Raw genomic sequence first — 23,183 nt, 5'->3', positions numbered from 1 at the left:
CCTAGTGTTTCATGTAATTAGTTTGCAACTGCAATGTTAAATTAAGAGAAATAGATTAAATTTATGACGAGGCATATTTGTTCGCGATGTCATTATCCTGATAAAACCTGTATTTGTGATCACGTTGAGACGATAACCTGCTCAACCGAAATTATCGTTCTGCAACATCCGGAAGAAATAAAAAATGCAAAAGGCACTGTTCGTTTATTAAGTCTTTCGTTACCCAATCTCCAATGTTTTGTTGGTGAGACATCATCTGATTTTGATGACGTTGCCCAAAAGATATCTGCGTTTAACGGACAGATATATTTATTATTTCCTTGTGATGAAAGTATTGCGTTGGAACAAGCATTTGAGCGTGTGAGCAATCGATTACCGGATCTGGAGCAAAAGAAATTACTGATTGTGATTGATGGCACCTGGCGCAAAGCGTTAAAAATTTATAAACAGAATCCGTGGCTACAGCCACTACAGGCCTATCACTTCTCTCAAAACCTGGCATCGAATTATTATATTCGGCGATCACCGGTTGAGTCTGGTGTGTCCACGCTGGAGGCAGTTGTTTATTTTCTGGAGCTTGTCGAGGGTATCAATAGTCAACCGCTGCATAATCTTTTTGACTACATGCAGCAGCAACAAATAAAGTTGATGCCAGAGGACGTAAAGCAGCGTTATTGTTAAGGCAGTCTATGGCCGCTCTTTTTTTACAAGGAACTTATTAATAAACCATTCCAATACAGTCTTAAAAGATCAACTTTAATTCATTAAACGCCTGCTTAATAGCCTGGAATTTTTCAGCGTTGCCGCCTTTGTCCGGGTGATGTTGTTGAGCCAGTTTCTGGTACTGTTTCTTAACTTTTTGCAAGGTTAACGGTGTTTCTCCCTGAAGCTCCAGACAAATAATGGCGTCTGACTTTTGTTGTATTGCCAGATAGCGTTGCCAGAATTTTTTTTGCATCGCCTGAACCTCCGACTCGGACAGATATAGATTATTTTTATCGAGGTAAAATTCAGCCAATGGGTCACTGTCGCCAATAGGATGATTGTCGCCAAGAGATTTGTTGGCTGCCTGCTCATGTGATGATGTTGTCGGTAATAACTCTATTGTTAACGCTGAAACCGTTAAGTGTAGTTTGTCATCAAATAGGGCTTGTTTGAGCTGATAAAGCTTGTGGAATAAATAAAAGTGTTTCTCATATAGCCTGTTAGGATTAGGCAGCACAGAGAAAAAGTCGGAGTGATGAGTTTCAATATGTTTTAATAATAGGTGCTCACTGATCTTATTGTTGTTTTCGCGCAGGAACTCGATGACGATGTTATTAAAGTCAGGCATAGGTAATCAAGTTAGTCGGTATAGCTGCGGTAATATAAGTTATTAATGGTGATCGTGACTGTCCAGTCGTACCACATTGTCACAGTTTTTTGCTGAGCGAAAAATACTGCGTACCGAAGGTACGGCTGTTAAGTCGATTTCTATACCGTGAAAATCAAGTTTGGGATCATTTATTAGGTTTTTCATTTTTGAAGACTTAAATAAACTGATCAGCATAAACTTCACCAACTTTTTTTCACCCGCTTGCTGCAGTAAGGCTTCCTGTTCGGAAACGGATACTTCCTTAACCTGTTTAAAGCGGGGCATTAACTTGGGCGTCATGCCTATTTCAACTTGCACTTCTTCAACATGAAACCCTGCTTTTTCAAACAATGGAAAAGAAGAAGTGACTTCATCGATCACTGCTTTGAGTTTTTCCATACCCATTTCGCCCATGACCGGGCTTGAGCTATTTGCAGAGTTAGCGGTATTTGAGTGATCACTGGTGCTACTGCTGTCAGTTGAATCGTGCGATGCTGCAGTTCTGGATGATAAAAAGCGGTTGAAGAAGGATTTTAACGACACGGTTTAGCTCGCTATTGTTACAAAACCCCAGTATTGAAGATTTAACCATTAATTACAAGGCATGGATGATTAAAAGCTTAGGGATCACAGAACGGACAATATTGGCTTGCTGGTCTATGCTTAGTAAGCGTGCAACTTATAAAAATAATAGGATGGTAGTGGTTATGTTTTCTAAAATGCAATCTTTGGTGACTCGTATCACAGCGGGCTTCCTGCTTAATGCTATTTTAGGGCTGCTGTTGATGGTGTTTCTACTGTCCTACCATAATCAGGCTGAGCAGCAATTCAGTAACCTCCAGAATCAAAACTTGCCAAAGCTTCTTGCGATCTCAAAGGCTCGCTTTTCGTTGGCTCAGCTTCAGGTGTTGGCTTATAGTCGCTATTCGTTAACTTCTGAACAGGCTGAATACCAGGCCGCGTTAAAAGCTGAGCAAGAGTCCTTAAATAGCAGCATGTCAATGTTGTCATTATCGCTCGACGATTCATTAAAAAAGTTGTTAAGAGACTTCTCTGCTGTAATGAATAGCGAAACCGTAGACTGGGACGAAGCTCGCAGGCATTTAGCCCTGCTTGCGGATTATGCAGAAGCCACGCAGCAACAGCTTGATAAGCGTGCAAGCAAAATAGAACAGCAAACCATTGAGCAGACAGAGCAGGCAACTGCGTTATTAAGCAAAGCATCCTGGTTGACGGAAGGTTTTGTGGTCATTTTAATTATTGCTGCATTTATCGCCTATTTACTGGTTAAAAAATATATTGCCAAACCTGTTGAATCCTTTGCCCGGCAAATAGAAAGGTCGGCGACCGAGCGTGATTTATCGTTAACATTTGACGATGCTTCAAAAACAGAAATTGGGCAAGCGGCTAAGTCTCTGAATAAATTATTTGAATCGTTTCGTACGTTATTGCAAACCACACATCTTGCCACCGGAGAGCTGGAAGTCAGTACACGTGAAATGGACAATGTTGTCACGCGTGCCAATCAGCAAGTCGAAAAGCAGCGCCATGAATCTGATGAGTTGTCACAAACCTTATTGGTTTTTGCGCAGGGAGTAGAAGATGTTTCTGTTCAGGCTTCCGATGCCGAAGCTGCCGCAGAGCAAGGTTATCATCAGTCAACGGTGGGGTATCAGGAAGTTGAGTCAACCGTTCAGCAGATTAATGCGCTTGCTGATAAAGTGTCTAATGTGAGTGAGTTAATATTAAAGCTGCAACAACAGAGCACTCATATCAGCAGTCTTGTAAGTGTTATTCAGCAAATAGCAGAACAAACAAATTTATTGGCACTCAATGCGGCTATTGAGGCTGCCCGTGCTGGCGATTCAGGTCGGGGATTTGCGGTAGTTGCTGATGAGGTGAGGCAATTAGCGACACGCACACAGGAAGCAACAGAAGAGATCCAGGGGGTGATAGAGTCTCTTTCTGACTGCATGAGTGAGTCGACAGCGGCGATGCGAGTTACCGAAGACACTGCTGTGGATTCGGTAAAGCAGGCTCAGTTAGCGGGTGATGCACTCACGGCGATTAAAACGGCGATTGATACAATATTAGCGTCCAATAAAAATATAGCCGCCACTACTTTGAGTCATCGCGATCAGATGGTGTCAGTAAAACAGCGTGTTGAAGAACTTAATGATTTAGTTGGTTTGGTCTCGGAAGAAACCGGAAAGGTATCCCAAGAAACCCAAGTGGTTGTACGCAACATTAGCGCCCTGTATCAGCAAGTAAACTCATTTAAAGGAATTGAATAGTTAAACAAGGGAGCTCTATTTTTGTAGCTTACGGTATTTTGCCATTCAATGTTTTAGACTGAATGGCGTGCCGTTAAATACTTTGCGAAAAAAGTAATACGTATCGAATAAGCTAGAGCGTGTTTATCTTTCATTATTTGTGATGTTGAGTGCTAAAATTAAGCCAGTCGCGGCGTGAATTTTGAGGTTTAGTTATTCTAAATAAGGAATTCTCAACAAAGAATGGCTTAATTTTAGCCTCAACCCTTCGGGCAGGGGTGATTTTATGACACAACTGCGTTATCGGTCATTCAAATACGACTACAGGATGTAGGAGGTAGAACGACTCAGGAGACAAAGTCGAGAATAACTATTCATCACTCCCTCTGCCTTGTTGTGCTATAAAATAAACGCCTGCATCTAAAATAAAGAAAGATAAACAGGCTCTAACTAAACTGCTTTAAAATCAATTACCGAGGCCCGGTTTTCCAGTACATCATCGGGATCGGGTGTTGGCTCACTAAAGGATTCCTGATCAAACGCCATATCGCCATTGTTAAATGGTGTAGGCTGTCGCTCGAAATGCTCAAAGTTATACAATTCCGTATCCAACAGATGTGAAGGGGCAACATTACTCATAGAATTGAATATGGATTCAATGCGTCCGGGGTGTTTGCGATCCCAGTCTTTTAACATTTCTTTTATAATCTTTCGTTGCAGGTTTTCCTGAGAGCCGCACAGGTTACAAGGAATGATCGGAAACTGTTTTAGTTCCGAGTATTTGGCAATGTCTTTTTCGCGGCAATAAGCGAGTGGGCGTATTACCAGATGCTGACCATCGTCACTTAATAATTTAGGCGGCATGGATTTTAATTTGCCGCCAAAAAACATATTAAGAAACAGGGTTTCTACCATATCATCACGGTGATGCCCCAAGGCAATTTTAGTGATGTTGTTTTTGGCCGCCCAACTGTAAATGATGCCCCGTCGTAATCGAGAGCAAAGCGCGCAGGTGGTTTTGCCCTCGGGCACTTTCTCTTTAACAATGGAGTAGGTATCTTCTTCAATAATATGAAAAGGCACCTGCTGCTCGGTCAGATAATTGGGTAACACATGCTCGGGAAAACCGGGTTGTTTTTGATCCAGATTAACCGCAACCAGCTCAAAGGACACAGGCGCGTGCTTTTGCAGATTAAGCAAAATATCGAGCATGGTGTAGGAGTCTTTGCCACCCGACAGACAAACCATGATCTTGTCGCCATCTTCAATCATATTGAAATCGGCTATCGCTCGACCAACGTGTCGACGTAGCTTTTTATGCAGCTTATTGAAGTTTACTTTGTCTGTTTGAGCGGGCGATTGCATGGCGTTACTACGTATTTAATGGGTGATGGATCAGGGCGGCACATTATACTGATGTCATGGGGCGCAGGAAACCTCCTGATTGAATTTTATCCATTTTAATGAGATAACAGCTGTCTAATCCACCAGTGGTGACTCAATAATACAAGAGCCGCTGGTTTTAAGGCGGTTGAGACCATAAAAGCACTTAAAACACGTCATATAGAACCGCTAAAGGCTTGATAATAAATAAAATATTGCATCAAAGATGTGCAGAGTAAGGTAAGGGGGAGGGAATGAGATGTAAGCACTGGCTAACGTTAATCGCGGCAGTTTTGCTGCTGCAAGGTTGCAGTATAAAGTTCTGGTACAACCGGCTTGACTGGGTAGTCCCCTGGTACGTGGATGACTATGTTGAGTTATCGGGCCAGCAAGAAGAGCAGTTGGAAAAACTGATGCTGTTAAAAACTGAATGGCACAGAGAAAATGAGCTACCCCGATATATTGCCTGGCTCGACTCGCTGGATAAAGACATTCGCAACAAACAAGTTGAGCAACGATACGATTTTCATCGACAACAATTGTCGAATTTTTATCAAAATCTGGTGGACGAACTGGCCGGTGATTTTGCCAGCTTAATGGTGCAGTTGTCTGATCAACAAGTGAATGAGTTATTCATTGAACTGGAACAAATGGATCAAGAAACACTGGAAGAGTTTAACGAGTTGTCTGCAGAAGAATTATTTGAACAAAAGGATGAAAACATAGCTGACGGTGTCAGTGAATGGATCGGCCGGTTAAGCAATGAACAAAAAATGATCGTCACCGAATGGGCCAGTCAAGTTCAGTCCACAACTTTGGAGCGAATGGCTTATCGAAAACGCTGGCGTGAGGCAATGCGTGAGGCATTAAAAACGCGCCAACAAGAACAGGGCGCAAATTCAATTCAATCCGTAATGGTCAATGCCCAGTCATTACAAGGCGATGTTTTAAAAGCCATGTATCAAAACAATCGTGAATTAACCCAGCATTATTTAATTCGTATTTATGACACCTTATCGGACAAACAATTAAAGCGTTTGTTGGCAAAAATCAGCGATTACAAAGAGGATTTTACCGATTTGATGGATGATGATTAAGCAAGTTCAAGCTTTTAAACGGATGAGTGTTGGGTGAAACATAACAAGATAAAGTGAACTATTTCACTATATATATCAATATCTTGTATTCTGCGATAATACGATTGTCATCTTCCTGTCACAGTAAAAAATTACCTTTACTTCACTTTTCAGTGTTTTATACTGAATAGGCTGTGAAATGACAGCGAGTATTTATGGCATTGCAAGATCGAAGACCTTTCTGTTGTACCTCGTTTCGTGTGAGCTTAAGTAATTCCTGGATTTTCACGAGTTGTTACTTGCGAGTTGCAGGTGACGGTATCATTGAATAATTAGTTATATCTCAGGAGTAATACAATGTCAGTAACTACTGGTCAGGTAAAATGGTTTAACGAAACGAAAGGTTTTGGATTTCTTGAGCAAGAAAGCGGTCCTGATGTATTCGTTCACTTTAGCTCTATCAAAGGCGATGGATTCAAGACGTTAGCCGAAGGCCAAAGGGTACAATTTGAAATCCAGGATGGACAGAAAGGTCCTCAAGCTGCCAACGTTGAAGTATTGGGTTAATTGGATACTTCCGTAGCAGTAAAAAAACCGCGATTCGTTCGCGGTTTTTTTATGCCCGCTATTTATCAAAGCATCACTGAATAGCGATAAAGGGAAAAAGCTGTTTCAGCATTGAATACCTAAATTCAGGGATACTTAAATACGAGATCCTTAAATGCGGGATACTTTAAATATCGGGTATCTTACATACTGGACAGGTTTCATACTGGATACGTTACATATTGGATATGTTAAATAACGGAGAAGGTTACCAGAGTGGCGATCCTAGAGGTAATGGCATATATTTTAATAAGGGTAAGCGTTTAAACAATAATTATGAATAAACTATGCAGTTCAGCCAATTATCTGGAAGCGAATACCATACGTGCCATGCTCGACAGTGAAGGTATTGAAGTTTTCTTAAAAGGTGAAGCCTTGGCCGGTGCCATGGGCGAGTTGCCTATGAATGTGACCGAAATAGAGGTGTTTGTTAAACCGGAACAGTTTGCACAGGCCGAACGATTGCTGAACGACTTTAAACAGCGGCAGGAACACGGCAACAACTGGTTGTGTGGTGAGTGTGGAGAAGAGAACGCCCCGGCGTTTGAAATTTGCTGGAGTTGTCAGAACAGTCAGTAATCGAAACTTAAAATCCAGTATTTATTACTCAGTGTTCGTTTAGTTTATAGCGACCTGATCAATTCATTAATAAAAAGAGGTTGCGATGTCACTAGAGCAGATAATTATTGTCGTTGAAACCATCTTAATAATGATTGGCGGCGGATATATTTTTAATCAGTATCAGCAGCAAAAGAAGCAGCAAGGCGAAATAGCCGAGGTTGATGAATTAACAGGTGATCTGAGCCGTGCGTCCATGGTGATATTGGGCGATATTGTGTTTGAACAGGCGCGCGTAAGAAATAGCACTTTCAGCGTCGCCATGATCGATCTGGATAATTTTGGTGACATCAACGACACCTATGGCTTCGATGTAGGGGATAAGGTTTTAACATCCGTTGCACAAGTGTTGCAGCAGCACAAACGTCAGGGCGATAAAATCAGTCGCTGGCGAGGTCAGGGTTGGTTAATGTTACTGCCCGAAAGCTCAGCAACAGAAGCACAACGAGTATTTGAACGCATCCAGTCGGCGCTTTACGAGCACGACTTTTCATTTAAGGATAAACGAACGGTTACTGTGAGCATGGGTGTTGCCGAATTATGCACCGATGACACCTGTTTTGATGACATCGCGAAACGTGCGGATACGGTATTATTTCATGCCAAGCAAGATGGTAAAAATCAATTAAAAGTCTCGCAGCCAGAAAGAGAGCTTGATTAAAGAGAGTTCGTTAAAGATACCTTCATTAAAGAGAACTTGGTTAAAGACAGTTTAGTCAAATCGAGCTTAGTTAAAGCGAACCTCATTAAAGAGACATTCATCAAATAGCTTAGTACTTATTGTTATCAACGGACAGAAATATTAATGCAATAATCAGGGAGCGATTTCTTAAAGTTAGATGGATCAAAAAACGTTTCAAGCATTTAATTTTTTAAAAACTCTAAAATCCAATATCAATTATTTAAAAGGACGTCCTATGTATTTTCTAATAGCAGGTATACTTGCTTTTTTAGTTGCGATTATTCACTCAGCACTCGGTGAGCATCTTGTTTTCAGGCGCATGCGAAATAGCACCATCATCCCCACCAATGGCAGCACTTTACTGAAAGAACGTCACGTAAGAATTCTATGGGCAAGCTGGCATATTGTTTCTATTTTTGGTGTAGCTTTGGGTGTCGTCTTGCTGCAGTTATCAATGGAGCCTACTTTAGAGCAATTACGGAGCCTGGTGATTAATGCTATTGCAATATCCATGTTGCTCTCGTCGCTATTGGTTTTCATCAGTACCAAGGCCCGCCATCCGGGATGGATAGGCTTGTTATTAATATCGGTGGCAACATGGTTAGGAGGTTGATTGTTTAGCCGTTGGTTTTTGATATGAGTCGTTAGTTTATGGATGGCTATGTTGAATTTTTATAAATTTTCGAGTGGCGATAAAATACCCGACAGGGAAAGGTATTTTGGCTACAGCTCATGAAAATAAATATTATTTTTAACTCAGGAGCAGTAGGATTCTTCAGTTGAAATGGCATAGTGTTTTGCTTGAATGTATGGAATTTATTGAAAAAATATTGGCGCGTATAATGGAATCTTATGCTATTGAGAGATCTATACAGCATAATTGAGAAAAGTGATTTTTGCTCTAGCCCTTACAGTGAAAGGTCTGTAGTCTTATAAGCCAAAATAGAAAGCGGTTTATTTAAACTTTCGTGAATATAATATATTGTTAGGCCTATAAAGAGATAGTATGAATGTAATCCAAGATTTCTGTAAAATATTAAGAAAAAGATCAGCTGAGCATTCAGAAGCGATGAATCGTTTGCATGATCTCTCGGGTATAATGGCATCTATACTAAGACAAGAACTGGATTCAATGATTAGAGCAATATATTTGCTCAGTATTGCTGATATTTCTGAGAGGACGAGGCTCATTGAACAAACTTTAAATGGCGAAATTTGGACCGTCTCAACCCCAAAAGGAAAACTAAAAAAGGTGACTGATAGGGAAATGGTTGAACAATCGAATAAGCTTCAAGGGTGGACGTTATCAGTTTACAAGTTCGGTTGTGCATTTATACACTTCTCAAGCTTTCACGATTATAGCGTATCAAATCCGTTTTATGCACTTAGCTCGGATGAACAAGATGATATACTCAAACATATGCGTTATTATCATGGCGGGCCGCTTAGTGACAATCCAAGCTTCTCGGAAATCGCATCTTACTTTCCGCGAGTCTTCGAAAAAATTTCAACTAACCTTGAACATTACATAAAAAGCTTGGAGTTAAATGAAGTTGAAAAAATTGCATAACCAGAGTGTGAATTTCGAATCGGCGAAAAGCGTGCCGTTCGAATTACACGAGCGTTAGCCCGCTCACAAAAGTTACCGAAGGGGGAGAGATTTTGAAACACATCCTAGTTAAACAAACCGTAGTGATACCGCTAGGTGCGATGCTTGTCCCAATTCTGATTGCGTTCTTTTTGCCTGGTTACTCATCTATCTCGCAGCACATCAGTGAGGTGGCGCTTCTTGACCACCCCATTGCGCTCATTCAAAGGGTGGCAGCTTTTGTCACCGGGGTTTCGATTGCCTTGTTTGGCACTTGGCTATTCCTAGCCAAGGGATCCAAATACACGGCGGTAGCGGCTGTAGTGTTTGGAGCAAGCATGATATCAAACGGGGTCTTTGTAATGGGCAGCCCGCTCCATGGCTTGTACGGCCTTGGCTTCTTCATGGTTTTAGTCCCGGCCTTCTTTGCCACAGAGATCGCGCCAACTGGTAGTTCGCTACGAAGCTTCTCCATGCTTGTTGCGCTCGTCATCATGCTTTACTTATGGCTTATGCTCTCAGGCTTTGACCCGCACGGGTTTCGCGGCCTGACGCAGCGTGTTGCGACGCTTATTATTTTCGGCTGGTACGCCGTGGCCAGTTACTCCTTGGCGCGTGACATCAACCTTTCGGTCATGCGGTCTGCCAAGCACGCTGCGGCAGCGGGCTAACAATTATTTTAGCCGAAGCCGCTTCGCGGCTTAACTCAGGCGTTAATTTCTTTATTGGAGGATAAGTTGGATACAACTACCATGGCATTAATATATGCCCTTGCAGGTTCAGTATTATTTACTATTTCATTGAGACTTTTTTCTGTAGAGCATAATGTTTTTCATGCAATTGCAGCAGGCTTTTCTGCTGGAGCTTCAGTGATGCTTTTCTCGAATGGCGGGGGTATCATATCATTAATTGTGATGGTGGTTGTATTTAAGGCTTTATCGAAACATGATTTTTCTGAATTTATAGTACCGGTATTTGTAAGTAGATTAGCATTGGTTCCGGTATTATTGTTTTTTGACTTAAATGTATTGTGAAATTAACAAAATAATGCATGCGAATAGTTGCAATTGCGTGATTTGATCGTTAAGTTTCTTCGGGATTCAATCATGGTTCATGGGCTCAACCACATTACAATCACAACAAGTAACATAGACCGTTCAATGAAGTTCTATTGTGAGATATTGGGGTTCAAACCGCACGTTAAATGGGAGGGCGGGGCGTATCTTACTGCCGGCAATGACTGGGTTTGTTTAAGTATTGATACTGTAGCTCCCGCAGGAGATTATAGCCATATTGCGTTTTCGATCTCTCAACCAGATTTGGAAGCACTCAAAGTAGTGGCCAAGGATCGAGGAATAGAAGAGTGGAAAGAGAATGGTAGCGAAGGTGACTCTTTGTATATTCTGGATCCTGATGGCCATAAGGTCGAGTTGCATGTTGGTTCATTGCAGTCACGATTAGAATCTTTACGGGTGAAACCCTATAAAAATATGATTTGGTGTTAAACCTTAACAAATGCCGTCGATGCGGGTGTTAGTGGGCAGCCGTGTTTATTTTCCACTGCTTAAGGCATTAGCCAAAAAAAGGAAATTGAGTGACACACATAAACAGTTTATTAATTAGGCAAGCTCATTTGATTTGGATCGTCTCGGTGATTAACATCGGACTGGGTGTTTTTATTCCTGGCTTCGACTTTTTCGCTAAAAGTATCAGCCATGTTGCTCTTGAAGCGCCAGTTTTTGCTTACACTCATCGAGTTGCAGATATTGTGATAGGTGTTTCCATGTGCGTTTTCGCTTTAGGGAGCCAAGTCATCTCTCCAAACCGATTTTCGGTTTCCATGCTGTCAACATTTTTACTGGGAATAAGCATGATTAGTGCCGGGATTTGGACACTAGAAAGCCCCTTGCACCTATTGTATAACTTATCCATTTTCATGATTATTGTGCCGATGGCATTTGCCCTTGAATTTAAGAACACTATTAAGTCTGCGGCTTTTGAAAATTTTTCCGTTGCGGTAACTCTATTGCACGTATTTATGTTTTGGATGATTTATGCTGGCTTTATTCCTGCGGAATTTAATGGATTAATACAGAGAATATGGGCCATCCCGACAATGGGGTGGTTCGGTATTACTGCTTACATGCTAGGTACGCAGTTATTGTCGGCTAACAATGCAAAGCCCGCGACTAGCAAGTGATTACTGCGTTAAATTGAAAAGTCAAAGCATTATGGGTTGGTGCTCAGGTTATTGAGAACCTCAGACCCAAACAATAAACTATATAATAATCGTAATAAGAAGGTCGCAAAAGATGAAGCGCCTTCTTTGGCGTTTATGTTTATAAGGAAAATATAGTGAATACATGGATTTTTGCTTCAGGAATAATAGGTATATTTACTTCACTAGTGCATATTTTCGCGGGACAAGTTGACCCTGTTAGGCCATTCCTTAAATCTGATCTTCCTGACATACCTAAAGCGACTCTTTTAGCGTGTTGGCATATGGTGTCCGTTATTTTAGTTATGTCGGGTGTTTCACTAACTTATATTGGTTGGTTTAATTTAATTACACTTCAAAGCGTAGTTATTGGTGTCTCAATAACTTTTATAATGTTCTCTATCGTATTTATTGCTGTCGGTTGGTACTTTTTTAAGTTGCAAGCATTCTTAAAGTTACCGCAATGGACTTTATTATTACCTATTGGGGTTTTAGGACTTATTGGATCCGTTCTTAAATAATGAACTGTTTATTACCGTCAGCACAAAATCATCTAAAGGTCATAAGGATATCAGTTGTTTTGAAACTATGCTTGTTTACACTGAGCAATTAATCAATCATATTTAACTAACGAACAATAGCTCATTAATTTTACAATAAGGAAATATTATGAAACCTATTTACTCTCTAATACCGCTATTAGCTTGTTTGTTGTTATTTAGTTGCGGCAGTTATGCGCAAAATAATCAATCGGTGTCAGAAAGATCTTATACTATTGCTTATGACTCTATGGAAACGGATAGCGTCGGAATTTATGAGAGTGATAAAGAAGGTAAGTCAACGATTAAAAGCATCAATGCTAAAGGTGGATACCTGGCTTGGTCTCCTGACGGAAAAAAGTTAGCATTTTATGCCAAATATGATGACAAAAAAACTTGGTCAATTCATACCATGAATAGTGATGGTACAAATAGAAAACGATTAACTCATGCCGTTAATAAATGGGATTATGCGCCTGCATGGTCTCCAGATGGTCAAAAAATCGCTTTTTCTCGTGAGTAAAGAGATACTAATAATGTGGCACGGGCAGAGATTTGGATGATGAATGCTGATGGTAGTGAGCAGACTCAAATAAAAGCCTTGAGTGGTGGTGCGCCAGAGTTTACAAAAGATGGAAGAATTGTTTATAACTCGGAGTTCAAAGACAAAAAGAGTGAAATAAGCATAGCGAATATTGATGGTAGCAACATCATTCAACTAACTGATAATGACGCTGAAGAGTGGCACCCTGACATTTCACCCGATGGTAAGCAAATTGCTTTCATGTCTAAAAGAGATGGCAATTATGAAATTTATCTGATGAACATAGACGGTTCTAATCAAAAGCGCTTAACCACTAATAATACTGATGACTGGTATCCATCCTGGTCACCTGATAGCTCTAAAATAATATATTCATCCGTCAAAGACTACAGTAAAGAAAAGGATATCTATATAATGAATAAAGATGGAACATCCGTAAAAAAGATAATCCCAAATAGTGGCTATGCGGTTTTTCAGCGTTAGCAAGGCCATTGTTAGCCAAATCCAAATAAAAACCATATAATAAATGCAGCATGAGAGGCGCCAAAGATAGCTCGTTCTCGCAGTTCTTATGTGTGATTACAACTAGAACCGAAAAGGAGCCGTTTTGAAAAACCCAACACTATACGCATTTATACTCCTGATAGTTGTTCTATTAATTTACCTAAATGCTCTAATGAGTAGGGAAATATATAACTGGATACCAACTCTGAGGAAGAAAGTTAGCTTGTGGGTATTGGTTTGGACTGTTCCTGTTTTTGGAATTTTTTTAGCAAATAAACTCGGAAACATTGGATGGTTTAAGGGCTATAAATCACAATCGGGAAGTTCATCTGTAGCTGGCGGTTTTATGGAGGCTGACTCAGTGTTTAATCCAGGTGTGAAGAATCGCATTGAAATGGTAGAAAAACAGAAGTCAGAAATACATCACGAGCATATGCAAGCAGATGGTGAAAACACGCGAAACACATAACATTGTTATTCGGAAACCTTTTGTTTGTTGATTTTTTTGGGTGGCTACGCCACTTGACTGCAAACTACACTCAACAAAGCTTTCCCTATACAAAAAGTAAGTACTTGGCATTTTGTAGTGCGGCTGGTATTTAAAGTAGTTTTTGTCTGAAAGATGAGAGTGCAGTTACTGGCCATAATTAAGGTGGTGTGAACGCAGTTTCTTTTGAAGTTGCGCAAAAATATGGTCAAGCGTTCAACCGGGCGCGCCTTCGTCACATGCGTCTAACATGGCGTTATGTAAGAGATAATGTGGCATTATGTATTGAGGTAATAATGAAGTATATTGTTGCGATATTAATTTATTTGTTGGTTGGCTGTGCATCAAATCAGACCATCAAAAAAGATGTTAAGTATGTACCACCCTCAGAACGAACGCTTTTTGATCCAAAAGTTGTGGATGGTGTGTTGATAATGCCACGTGAACAATGGTTTCATAATTTTAAGGCGAGTAGCATTCCGGGGTTATGTAGCGACCCTAAAGCAAAGTTCATTTATGTGTATAAAGGTGCTCGTAAAGACTGTGAAAAAGTCGTGGAGGAGATTCTCGATTTTTGTCTTGAGAAGCTTTCAGGAAACTATATCCCTAAAGAAGTAAAGGGAATTGCTAAAGCTAATGTATATGGTCAAATCATGGGCAGTTGTCTTCTGATTAATTATCAAAACAGTGTTAAAAAAACGTAACCTACTGCTGACGTTATAAAGTTTTGTTGTGAGCTAATAGAGTGTTAACCAATAAACATCAAGCTGCTGGCGTACACTGATCATCATCCGTAGTAATAACACAATTTTTACCATTATTTTTTGCTTTGTATAAACATAGGTCTGCTTTTTTTATAGCTTCATTTAGTGTGGTTGGAAACGTTTCCGGGTAATTAATGCACATACCAATACTGACGGTGATATTAATATTTTTATCCGATGTCATTATTGGTTGCTCTTCGATCTCCTGGCAAATTCGTTCGCCGATGTATTTTGCGTGCTTACCGTCTTCTATCACAATGGAAAAGGCAAACTCTTCTCCACCGATGCGGCCATAGATGTCTTCCTGTCGAAAGATGATTTCCAGTTGACGTGAAATATGTTGAAGAACTTTATCACCAATGTCGTGGCCGTGGGTGTCGTTAATCAATTTGAAATTATCGACATCGAGCAGGCCTGTCACCAGTGTGTAGTGGTTTCTGGTGCAGGCTGATACTTGCTTTTCTGCCTGATCAATAAAGCTTCGTCGGTTGGGTAAATTAGTTAATGGATCGTAATAGGCCAATTGCTCAAGCTTTTTGTTGGCGACCCGCAATTTTTGGGTTTTTTCTTCCACCAGGACTTGTAGATTATGCTTCATTTCTTTTAAATCTTTGTTTCTTTTTTCAAGCTGTTCCGCATGATAAATCATTTCTGTGATATCACGCTCAATGGCTGCAAAATGAGTTACTTGACCAAATTTATTCTTGAGTGGAAATATATTCATTTCTAACCAGTAAGGATGGCCGGTTTTACTGTAATTTAAAATCGTTTCCCGGATTGGTTTTTTATCCGTTAACGATTGCTTGATACGTTTTATTGCAGTCTTATCGGTATGCTTGCCTTGTAAAATTCTTGGCGTTTCGCCAATGACCTCTTCCCGACTGTAACCTGTTAGTTTTTCAAAGGCATCATTAACATACACAATTTTAGGGCCTAGCGGTGCCTCTATATCATCGGCTTCGGTAACAATGACAACGTCATCGGATTTTTCCAATACATTCCTGAAGGAAAACATACTCTTCTGGTCTGTTATGTCCATAAAGGTGACCACTATAAAGCCTTCACCCTGATCCATTTCATGGTAAGCGTTAACGTTAAACCAGGTTATATTTTGACTACTGGAGTCGTCCAGTCCTAATACTTCGTTGGATAAAGGGCTTTTGAAGCGTTTAACTTTACAGACGGGGTATTCTTCAATTTGCAGCGAGCGTCCTGACTCATCAATAAATTGCCATTTGGGATCTTTGGCATCTTTGCCGATAATTTGATCGTAGGTTAACCGGAGCAGTTTTATGGCGGTGGGGTTGGCGTAGACGATGGAAGTATCCCATCGATGAATAACCACACCAATGTGAGCATTTTGTAGCAGGCTTTTGAGACTGATACCGGACAGGTCAAAGGCTTCATTGTGCTCCATGTCGAGCCATCCTGATTATTATCTGCCGAATATAGAGTATAGCCAAGTTAATCGAAAAATTCCTTTATGAGATATTGGTCGGATGATCGGGCTGTTAATGCGTGATCGATATAAAAAATTAAAACGACATTAATCGATCTATCAGTAATTGAGTGGGGTAAATGATAGGCCTAAAATCGTGTTGAATGCTCAGGTTTGCTATACACCCTGTAATGCCAGTAGACTTTGCGACGAGAAATACGCTATTTAATTAAACCATTGAGAACGAATAATAATGAATAAAGTCTGGTCTGGTTTTATCCTGTCGGCATTTTTTGCTGCTTTATGGCAGTGGCTGGTAAACGATCAGGTGGCGGTGTTCAGTGACATGATGACATCGGTATTTGATATGGCATCACTGAGTATCGAAATTGCACTTGGGCTGGTGGGCTTGCTGTGTTTCTGGATGGGGATCCTTAAACTGGCAGAGGCGTCGGGTGCACTCAATGTGTTGTCACAAGTCTTTTCGCCTTTGTTTCACCGGTTAATGCCGGAGCTGCCAAAAAATCATCCGGCGTTTGGTCATATCACCATGAATATGGCGGCGAATATTTTTGGCCTCGATAATGCAGCAACCCCTGCCGGAATAAAAGCAATGGAAAGCATGCAGCAGGTCAACCCGGAAAAAGATGCCGCCAGTAATGCCCAAATACTGTTTCTGGTATTGAATACATCGTCAGTAACTTTGTTTCCGGTCACTATACTGATGTACCGGGCACAGCAACAGGCTGCGCAACCGGCGGATGTGTTTATTCCAATTATTCTGGCCACCTCTGCATCGACATTGGTTGGACTATTGGTGGTGGCGGCTGTGCAAAAGATTAATTTGTTCAATCGTGTGGTGATGAGTTACTTGCTGGTCGCTTTGCTGTTGCTGGTCAGTATTATCTGGGGATTTCAGTCGCTGCCACCGGAACAGATGGCATCGGTATCCTCTGCGCTGGGGAATGGCATATTAATTACCGCCATAACCGCATTTGTGGCGCTGGCGTTGTATAAGCGGGTTGCGGTTTACGAAGAGTTTATCGAGGGCGCTAAACAGGGATTTGAGCTGGCGGTTAAAATAATGCCGTATCTGGTGGCCATGTTGGTGGCGATTGGATTATTGCGATCCAGTGGATTGTTTGATTTGGTGCTTGGGAGTATTGCCGCGGTTGTTTCTGCATTGGGTGGCAGTACCGAATTTGTTGCCGCATTACCAACCGGGTTAATGAATCCTTTTTCGGGCAGCGGTGCCCGGGCGATGATGTTGGAAACCATGAATACCCACGGTGTGGATTCTTTTGCCGGACGACTGGCCGCGATTTTTCAGGGCAGCACCGAAACCACATTTTATGTATTAGCGGTTTATTTTGGTGCGGTGAATATTCGAAAATTACGCCATGCCATTGCCTGTGGCTTAACGGCTGATCTGGCTGGTATAACCGCTGCAATTTTTATTGCCTATTGGTTCTTTGGGTAATGCATATGGGTTTCATAATCGCCGGTTCATAAGTGCAGGAAGAACTGGCTCATATTAGTTAATATTAAGAGACTTCTCTATTCTAAAATTATGGATAATTGTTTAACAAAATCCTATTTACTACACACTGTTCTGTAACAGTTTCTTTACAGTCAGTGTAAAGAATTACTTTTGAAGGCAGACCACAATCAATAAACCAACCTGTTTCTTCTCCTTTAAGAAAAGAACATTTGTCATTAACTATATTTGATATTTTATGGCTAACTTTAATAATCTCTTCTCTGAAGTTGACAGGAATATCTGGTGTGTATACGTTTATTCGATATATTTTGTTTTCGCTAACTTCAACAGTAAATTGAGGGTTATTATTTAAATAGTACCCAGTCTTGACTTCATTGCCGCTAGCATCTCCAATTATCGGTGATTTTTTTACTGTGAATTTTTTTAATAATGCTGCATGTCTGTTCTCAAGTGTAAATTCTTTACTGTTAATGTTTAACCTACCATTTAATTCAACAGATAAATTTACATCTGCAATGATATTCGAAGAGCAACTGACTAATAAAAAGCAAATTAGACCAGTAAATTTATTTTCCATAATTCCTCTTTTCATAATACTTTTCCCTTTTAGAATTTTTTTTTTGCCTAGCATGAAATTTAACTTTTCGACTATCTAAATGTAATCTACCACCATTTGCATCAGCATTGTTAGAAGTTCCATCTTCTTTGGTATAAGTGATGATGCCTGTGAAGCCAGCCTTTGATGCTTCTTCAGCAATAGAGTCTGTATCTGTACCTATTGGAGCAGCACTTGTTACTGAGGGATTTGCATCGACTCCAGTTCCTCCATTACTTGTAACATGATGAGAGCTTTTTGCACCTCCAATTTTTTTATTATGTTCAGCTGTTCTTTGTCCGCTCGTAATAATGTAGTCAACGCCGGGGGTGTTTTTATCCAACCTGTCAAGCTTGATCACTGTAGCCGGGTGAACTCTATGTTTATTTGGATTTCGAACTTCCCTACCGTCCGGATCCACATACTTGTACGGATTGTTATTCCCATAAACATACCGATTGTACGAATGGACATCGCGATAACGTATGGGATCCAACGACATAAAACGCCCAGCTTCAGGGTGATACCACCGTGCTTGCATATAAGATAAGCCGAGTGATTTATCATCTTTATGACCGGTGAAACCCACGTTATTATTATTATCTGCATTAGTGAGTTGTTTTCCAAATGGTTGATATTCCTCGCGCCATTTTACTTGTCCCTCTTCATCAGTTGCCATAATGGGCGAGCCCAGATGGTCGGTATGAATAAAGGTGATCGTTACCTTTTCTGATAAACTATTTAAGTGAGTAGTTACTATGATTATGATAAAGAGTAGCTGTAAAAGCTTCGATAGTTTCATGTTGTTATTCCTTTAAAAATTGCGATTCGAGTTCAATAGCGCGCGAGCGCGAGATTATACTTGAACATCTGGGTTTAAATAAGGTGAGCTGACCAGCTTATTGTAAAGTGAGATTAACATGCCATTTGGATAAATGCTGTGTTGTCTGTATTCGAAAATTACGCCATGCCATTGCCTGTGGCTTAACGGCAGATCTGGCTGGTATAACCGCTGCAATTTTTATTGCCTATTGGTTCTTTGGCTAATACAAAGGTTGGCGTACTATTATCGCGCAGATGATTTCTGTCGGGCATTTATTTACTTTAACAAAGCTGGATTTTTGCTTTGAACAAAAGGATTTTTACACCATTTTTAATCATCAGTTAGTATTTACTTTCACTTGATAATTGGCTGCAAACCGAGTGATTAAAAAATAACCATGTAACAGTTTGATGAAAGCCAACAAAAGTCGTATATGAATCTGAAAGTCAATAGTAATCCACAGAAAAAATTTAATTATTTTTGGCGCTCTGCACAACAAACAAACAATGTGCCTAATCTTTAATCGAGTGAGATATTGTTTGTAACCTATTGATAATAAAGGAAAAATAAAAAGAGGTTAAAAAATATACAATCTGTATAAGGTCGTGGATTTATCAGGGCTGACAGACCTTTTAAAAAACTTTTCCCCATAGTTATCCACAGCTTCTGTGGAAACATTATTACAGGTCAGTGACGGTGCCAGATTGGTCAATTATGACACTTTTGTCGCACTGGCTACGGTGTAATTTTTGCCCTGTTTGTGTTTCTTGTAATTGCCAAAAACATCATTAAAGTTGCGCTTCATAAATTGTCTTAAGCCATTAATGGTGACCACGTAAAATTGGCCGCCAGGTTTAAGGTGCTCTAGGGCATCGTACAAAAATAAGGTCAACATCTCGTTACCCACTTTTGCCGGAATATTGGAGACGATCACGTCAAACTTCTCATCATTGAGTTGCTCAAATCCATTACTGAGAATGGCTTTGGCATTACTTGCTGAGTTGAGTTGGGCGTTCTCGTTGGCGTAATCTACCGCAACAAAATCTTTATCGGCCATCAGGGTGGTGCCATCCGGTGCCATTTTCGCCAGAGTGATCCCCAGTACACCATAGCCGCAACCCAGATCGAAGCAGTCCGCATCGGCTGACAGGCTAATATGGTCGAGCAGCAGGCGGCTGCCTTCATCAACTTCACGAGGGGAAAATACGCCCCAGGTGGACTGAAATTTTAAGGGGTGGCCTTTCAGTTCGGTGGTGAAGCTTAGTGGCGTTCGTAATTTTTCAGTGATGGGTAGTTTGGCTGGTGTCATGGTATTACGGCTTTTGGACGTCTATGAATGTTGGCGCAAGTATAACTCAGACTAACAACCTGTGTTAGCGCCGAAACACTAATTGTGTCAATCAGTGTCCGATGCTGCGAAGGCTGTGTTTTATTCGGCGCTGCTGTAGAATAGCGGCCAGCTTAATTTGATTAAACAAGAGAGTCTTTTCCTTATGAGTGACGGTCCCATCTATAAAGTGTTGTTTGTTAATCAGGGGCAAAATTATGAAATATATGCGCGCCAGGTTCATTCCAGTGGTCTGTATGGCTTTGTGGAAGTTGAGCAGTTGCTATTTGGTGAGCGCGCGCAGGTGGTGGTTGATCCGGCGGAAGAAAAATTAAAGTCCGAATTTGATGGTGTTAAACGCAGCTATATTCCGATGCACGCCATCATCCGTATTGATGAAGTGGAGAAGCAGGGCACCGCTAAAGTTTCCGACTCACAGGGAGGCAATGTGGTGACGCACTTTCCGTTTCCTGCTGGCTCGGCACCAAAACCTAAATAATGATCACTATTTAAAAACAGTTAATGATTCATACAGAGAGTCATTAAGTTAATACCTTATTAGACCATCCAGTATTTTTTATATGCCTAGTTGTTTAGTCGAGCCTTTTCAGTCAAGCCAGTTTCAACATCTGGAAAATCTACCAGATGAGCCGCTGCAGGTTATGCTGCTGTGTCGTCCGGGGTTTGAATCAGAAACCGGGCAGGAAATTCAGGCTGTAGCGCAAACCTGTGAGGTCTATGGTTACGTAAAAACCGTGGAGCAATCCGGTCAGGTTGCGTTTGTCTGTTACGATACAGCTTCCGCTTTGCGGTTGTTTCAACGGTTGGCGGTCAATGATTTGGTGTTTGCCAGAGATTTGATGTTGGCTTTACCCGAACTGAGCCAGCTCGATCCTGCTGATCGGGTAGCCGGAATTATGGCGTTAATATCGGCAGGGCCTGAGGTATGCCAGATAGTCACCTGGTTTAATGACACCAACGAGGGTAAGTCTCTCGCAAAGCTGTGTAAAAAACTGGTGTCGCCTTTAAAGCAGGCTTTAAAAAACACCTGCAGGAACAACACAAACGAGCCTCAGTCAGATAGCTCACAAAGTGACAGCTTTCCTACTGACATCTCTCATATTAACTGCTCTCATACTGACGCCCATCAATCATCCGTTAATCCATTAAATCAGTCCCGTGCTATCTGGCAAGCGGATTCACCCTTGTGCCTGAATCTTTTGTTCACGTCGGGTACCTCTGCAGTGGTTGGCTATTCGTTAAAGTCGCGTCAACCAAAATGGCCCTGCGGTGTGGCGCACCTTAAAATGCCGTCGGACGGGCCAAGCCGATCCACCCTAAAGTTGGATGAAGCCATTTTGTTTTTCTTTGATAAATCTGAGCAGCAGCAACTGTTTGGTTTAGGTAAAACGGCGGTTGATCTGGGCGCTTGCCCCGGAGGCTGGACTTATCAGTTAGTGAAGCGGGAGTTACAGGTGATGGCGATTGATAATGGCGCCATGGCTGAGGCATTAATGAAGAGTGGGCAGGTTGAACATATTAAAGCCGATGGATTCCACTTTCGGCCACCGTACCGCGTTAACTGGCTGGTGTGTGATATGGTCGAGAAACCCATGCGGGTTGCCGAGCTTATGGCAAGCTGGCTGGCAGAGGGCGACTGTGAGCGTGCTATATTCAACTTAAAACTGCCGATGAAAAAGCGTTATCAGGCATTGCTCGAGTGTCAGCGGATCATAGATGATATTCTTGGTTCAAAGCCGTATCAGTTAAGCGCCAAACAGCTGTATCATGATAGAGAAGAAGTGACCTGTTATCTTGCCGTCATTTAGCGGACTTCACTAAAGTGAATAGCCATTTTGCAGTGATTATTAACTCAGCAATTATTAACTCAGATATTAACTCAGAATCATTACCAAAGAGTTCTTTTACTAAGTAGATCGTTATGACCAAACAAATTCCTTTAGGCCAGTCGACAGCGTATCCTGAACGCTACGATCGCGAACTTTTATTTCCTGTTGCGCGGCAAGACAAGCGTACCGAGCTGGGTATTACACAATCGTTGCCATTTGTCGGTAAGGATATCTGGACCGCATACGAAGTGTCGTGGCTGAACAGTAAAGGCAAACCCCAGGTGGCGATTGCCGAATTTTACTTTCCCTGTGAGTCGCCTTTTATTGTGGAGTCTAAATCCTTCAAGCTTTATCTGAATTCATTTAATCAGGAACGTCTGGATTCTATGGCCGAACTGAAAGCACGTTTGATAACCGATTTATCAGAAGCGGTAAAATCCGATGTTAATGTGCTGATGTTTGCTTTATCGGAGTATCAAAGTAAAGGACTGGGTAAATTGACGGGAGCCTGTCTGGATGATCTGGATATTGACTGCGAAATTTACGATTACCAGCCAGAGCTTTTAACATTAAAGTCTGATGGCGCACTGGCTGATGAAGTGGTTTATTCTCACCTGTTAAAAAGTAATTGCCTGATTACGTCCCAACCGGACTGGGCAACGCTGCAAATTCGTTATCAGGGCAACGCCATCGATCACGCCAGTTTATTGCGATATATCGTGTCGTTTCGTAATCATAATGAGTTTCACGAACAGTGCGTTGAGCGGATTTACACTGACATTATGCAGCAATGCCAACCAAAGCAGCTGACGGTAATTGCACGTTATACCAGGCGCGGAGGGCTTGATATCAATCCCTGGCGCAGCAGTCATGAGACAAACATTGAGTTTATGCGACTGGCAAGGCAGTAGGCTGTTTATTACAGGTGGCACAAAAGGCTGTTTATTTTGTGACTTATAACACCGAACCTGAGCAAATATCCAAGTAAGCTAAAGGGGTGTCGAAAGATTAAT

The 23,183-nt window shown here is 41.3% G+C and carries 28 protein-coding genes; 21 read left to right on the top strand and 7 right to left on the bottom strand.

Translation table 11 applies throughout. From position 1 onward, the window contains the following. Positions 1-63: 63 nt before the first annotated feature. Entirely contained in the window at positions 64-681 is a 618-nt protein-coding gene (locus tag C8D97_RS07890; protein WP_109763222.1) for a tRNA-uridine aminocarboxypropyltransferase, read from the top strand. Between the two features lie 61 nt (positions 682-742). On the opposite strand, the gene C8D97_RS07885 is transcribed toward C8D97_RS07890, so the two are convergent. Beyond that, positions 743-1,333: a DNA-J related domain-containing protein gene (locus tag C8D97_RS07885; protein ID WP_109763221.1), complete on the bottom strand. Its 591-nt coding sequence runs from the start codon at positions 1,331-1,333 to the stop codon at positions 743-745. A gap of 42 nt (positions 1,334-1,375) precedes the next feature. Next, positions 1,376-1,897 (bottom strand): hypothetical protein, encoded by a 522-nt coding sequence (locus C8D97_RS07880; RefSeq protein WP_109763220.1) that lies wholly within the window; start codon positions 1,895-1,897, stop codon positions 1,376-1,378. A 164-nt stretch (positions 1,898-2,061) separates the two neighbouring features. Here C8D97_RS07880 and C8D97_RS07875 point away from each other — a divergent pair, with 164 nt between their 5' ends. After that, the gene (locus tag C8D97_RS07875) at positions 2,062-3,648 is read left to right on the top strand and encodes a methyl-accepting chemotaxis protein (protein WP_170115182.1); all 1,587 of its coding nucleotides are present in this window, start codon (positions 2,062-2,064) and stop codon (positions 3,646-3,648) included. Positions 3,649-4,077: 429 nt separating this feature from the next. Here the strand turns inward: C8D97_RS07875 and ttcA are convergent, their stop codons facing one another. Further along, entirely contained in the window at positions 4,078-4,992 is a 915-nt protein-coding gene (gene ttcA, locus C8D97_RS07870; RefSeq protein WP_109763218.1) for a tRNA 2-thiocytidine(32) synthetase TtcA, read from the bottom strand. A gap of 272 nt (positions 4,993-5,264) precedes the next feature. Between ttcA and C8D97_RS07865 the strand changes: the two genes are divergently transcribed. From C8D97_RS07865 to C8D97_RS07795, 15 genes are all read left to right on the top strand, one after another. Beyond that, the gene (locus C8D97_RS07865) at positions 5,265-6,107 is read left to right on the top strand and encodes a DUF6279 family lipoprotein (RefSeq protein ID WP_109763217.1); all 843 of its coding nucleotides are present in this window, start codon (positions 5,265-5,267) and stop codon (positions 6,105-6,107) included. A 336-nt stretch (positions 6,108-6,443) separates the two neighbouring features. Further along, the gene (locus tag C8D97_RS07860) at positions 6,444-6,653 is read left to right on the top strand and encodes a cold-shock protein (protein ID WP_109763216.1); all 210 of its coding nucleotides are present in this window, start codon (positions 6,444-6,446) and stop codon (positions 6,651-6,653) included. A 315-nt stretch (positions 6,654-6,968) separates the two neighbouring features. Continuing rightward, positions 6,969-7,271: a putative signal transducing protein gene (locus C8D97_RS07855; protein WP_109763215.1), complete on the top strand. Its 303-nt coding sequence runs from the start codon at positions 6,969-6,971 to the stop codon at positions 7,269-7,271. Between the two features lie 85 nt (positions 7,272-7,356). Continuing rightward, positions 7,357-7,971, top strand: coding sequence for a GGDEF domain-containing protein (locus tag C8D97_RS07850; protein ID WP_109763214.1), 615 nt, complete (start codon positions 7,357-7,359; stop codon positions 7,969-7,971). Positions 7,972-8,149: 178 nt separating this feature from the next. Then, the gene (locus tag C8D97_RS07845; RefSeq protein WP_210204888.1) at positions 8,150-8,605 is read left to right on the top strand and encodes a hypothetical protein; all 456 of its coding nucleotides are present in this window, start codon (positions 8,150-8,152) and stop codon (positions 8,603-8,605) included. Positions 8,606-8,998: 393 nt separating this feature from the next. Next, the gene (locus tag C8D97_RS07840; RefSeq protein ID WP_109763213.1) at positions 8,999-9,562 is read left to right on the top strand and encodes a hypothetical protein; all 564 of its coding nucleotides are present in this window, start codon (positions 8,999-9,001) and stop codon (positions 9,560-9,562) included. Positions 9,563-9,654: 92 nt separating this feature from the next. Further along, the gene (locus tag C8D97_RS07835) at positions 9,655-10,251 is read left to right on the top strand and encodes a DUF998 domain-containing protein (protein WP_109763212.1); all 597 of its coding nucleotides are present in this window, start codon (positions 9,655-9,657) and stop codon (positions 10,249-10,251) included. Between the two features lie 66 nt (positions 10,252-10,317). Continuing rightward, positions 10,318-10,614 (top strand): hypothetical protein, encoded by a 297-nt coding sequence (locus C8D97_RS07830; protein WP_109763211.1) that lies wholly within the window; start codon positions 10,318-10,320, stop codon positions 10,612-10,614. A 72-nt stretch (positions 10,615-10,686) separates the two neighbouring features. Continuing rightward, complete coding sequence (gene fos, locus C8D97_RS07825) at positions 10,687-11,085, top strand: fosfomycin resistance glutathione transferase (RefSeq protein ID WP_109763210.1); 399 nt, start codon at positions 10,687-10,689, stop codon at positions 11,083-11,085. An 89-nt stretch (positions 11,086-11,174) separates the two neighbouring features. Next, positions 11,175-11,780, top strand: a complete 606-nt coding sequence (locus C8D97_RS07820; protein ID WP_109763209.1) for a DUF998 domain-containing protein — start codon at positions 11,175-11,177, stop codon at positions 11,778-11,780. 155 nt (positions 11,781-11,935) lie between these two features. Then, entirely contained in the window at positions 11,936-12,319 is a 384-nt protein-coding gene (locus tag C8D97_RS07815) for a hypothetical protein (RefSeq protein WP_109763208.1), read from the top strand. Between the two features lie 148 nt (positions 12,320-12,467). Continuing rightward, positions 12,468-12,860, top strand: coding sequence for a TolB family protein (locus C8D97_RS07810; protein WP_109763371.1), 393 nt, complete (start codon positions 12,468-12,470; stop codon positions 12,858-12,860). 15 nt (positions 12,861-12,875) lie between these two features. Continuing rightward, positions 12,876-13,364 (top strand): TolB family protein, encoded by a 489-nt coding sequence (locus C8D97_RS07805; RefSeq protein ID WP_280951661.1) that lies wholly within the window; start codon positions 12,876-12,878, stop codon positions 13,362-13,364. Between the two features lie 124 nt (positions 13,365-13,488). Next, entirely contained in the window at positions 13,489-13,854 is a 366-nt protein-coding gene (locus tag C8D97_RS07800) for a hypothetical protein (protein ID WP_109763206.1), read from the top strand. Between the two features lie 188 nt (positions 13,855-14,042). Beyond that, on the top strand, positions 14,043-14,576 hold the full coding sequence (locus C8D97_RS07795) for a hypothetical protein (RefSeq protein ID WP_146196119.1): 534 nt from the start codon (positions 14,043-14,045) through the stop codon (positions 14,574-14,576). A gap of 58 nt (positions 14,577-14,634) precedes the next feature. On the opposite strand, the gene C8D97_RS07790 is transcribed toward C8D97_RS07795, so the two are convergent. After that, a complete protein-coding gene (locus tag C8D97_RS07790) occupies positions 14,635-16,053 on the bottom strand; it encodes a sensor domain-containing diguanylate cyclase (RefSeq protein WP_109763204.1) in 1,419 nt (472 codons plus the stop codon). Positions 16,054-16,327: 274 nt separating this feature from the next. Here C8D97_RS07790 and C8D97_RS07785 point away from each other — a divergent pair, with 274 nt between their 5' ends. Next, a complete protein-coding gene (locus C8D97_RS07785; RefSeq protein WP_245411416.1) occupies positions 16,328-17,554 on the top strand; it encodes a nucleoside recognition domain-containing protein in 1,227 nt (408 codons plus the stop codon). 88 nt (positions 17,555-17,642) lie between these two features. Here the strand turns inward: C8D97_RS07785 and C8D97_RS07780 are convergent, their stop codons facing one another. From C8D97_RS07780 to C8D97_RS07770, 3 genes are all read right to left on the bottom strand, one after another. After that, a complete protein-coding gene (locus C8D97_RS07780; RefSeq protein WP_146196118.1) occupies positions 17,643-18,167 on the bottom strand; it encodes a hypothetical protein in 525 nt (174 codons plus the stop codon). Then, entirely contained in the window at positions 18,142-18,972 is an 831-nt protein-coding gene (locus C8D97_RS07775; RefSeq protein ID WP_109763201.1) for an RHS repeat domain-containing protein, read from the bottom strand. The genes C8D97_RS07780 and C8D97_RS07775 overlap by 26 nt, the downstream gene beginning before the upstream one ends. A gap of 733 nt (positions 18,973-19,705) precedes the next feature. Then, a complete protein-coding gene (locus C8D97_RS07770) occupies positions 19,706-20,302 on the bottom strand; it encodes a class I SAM-dependent methyltransferase (RefSeq protein ID WP_109763200.1) in 597 nt (198 codons plus the stop codon). A gap of 184 nt (positions 20,303-20,486) precedes the next feature. On the opposite strand from C8D97_RS07770, the gene C8D97_RS07765 reads away from it, so the two are divergent. From C8D97_RS07765 to queF, 3 genes are all read left to right on the top strand, one after another. Next, positions 20,487-20,819 (top strand): DUF1820 family protein, encoded by a 333-nt coding sequence (locus tag C8D97_RS07765; protein WP_109763199.1) that lies wholly within the window; start codon positions 20,487-20,489, stop codon positions 20,817-20,819. A gap of 82 nt (positions 20,820-20,901) precedes the next feature. After that, entirely contained in the window at positions 20,902-22,149 is a 1,248-nt protein-coding gene (gene rlmM, locus C8D97_RS07760) for a 23S rRNA (cytidine(2498)-2'-O)-methyltransferase RlmM (RefSeq protein ID WP_109763198.1), read from the top strand. Positions 22,150-22,262: 113 nt separating this feature from the next. Further along, positions 22,263-23,081, top strand: a complete 819-nt coding sequence (queF, locus tag C8D97_RS07755; protein ID WP_109763197.1) for an NADPH-dependent 7-cyano-7-deazaguanine reductase QueF — start codon at positions 22,263-22,265, stop codon at positions 23,079-23,081. Positions 23,082-23,183: the final 102 nt, after the last annotated feature.

It is taken from the genome of Pleionea mediterranea, from assembly GCF_003148745.1.
In the GTDB taxonomy this organism is placed as follows: Bacteria; Pseudomonadota; Gammaproteobacteria; order Enterobacterales; family Kangiellaceae; genus Pleionea; species Pleionea mediterranea.
Note: the sequence above shows the minus strand (reverse complement) of the source record. Positions and strands in the feature narration are given on the sequence as shown.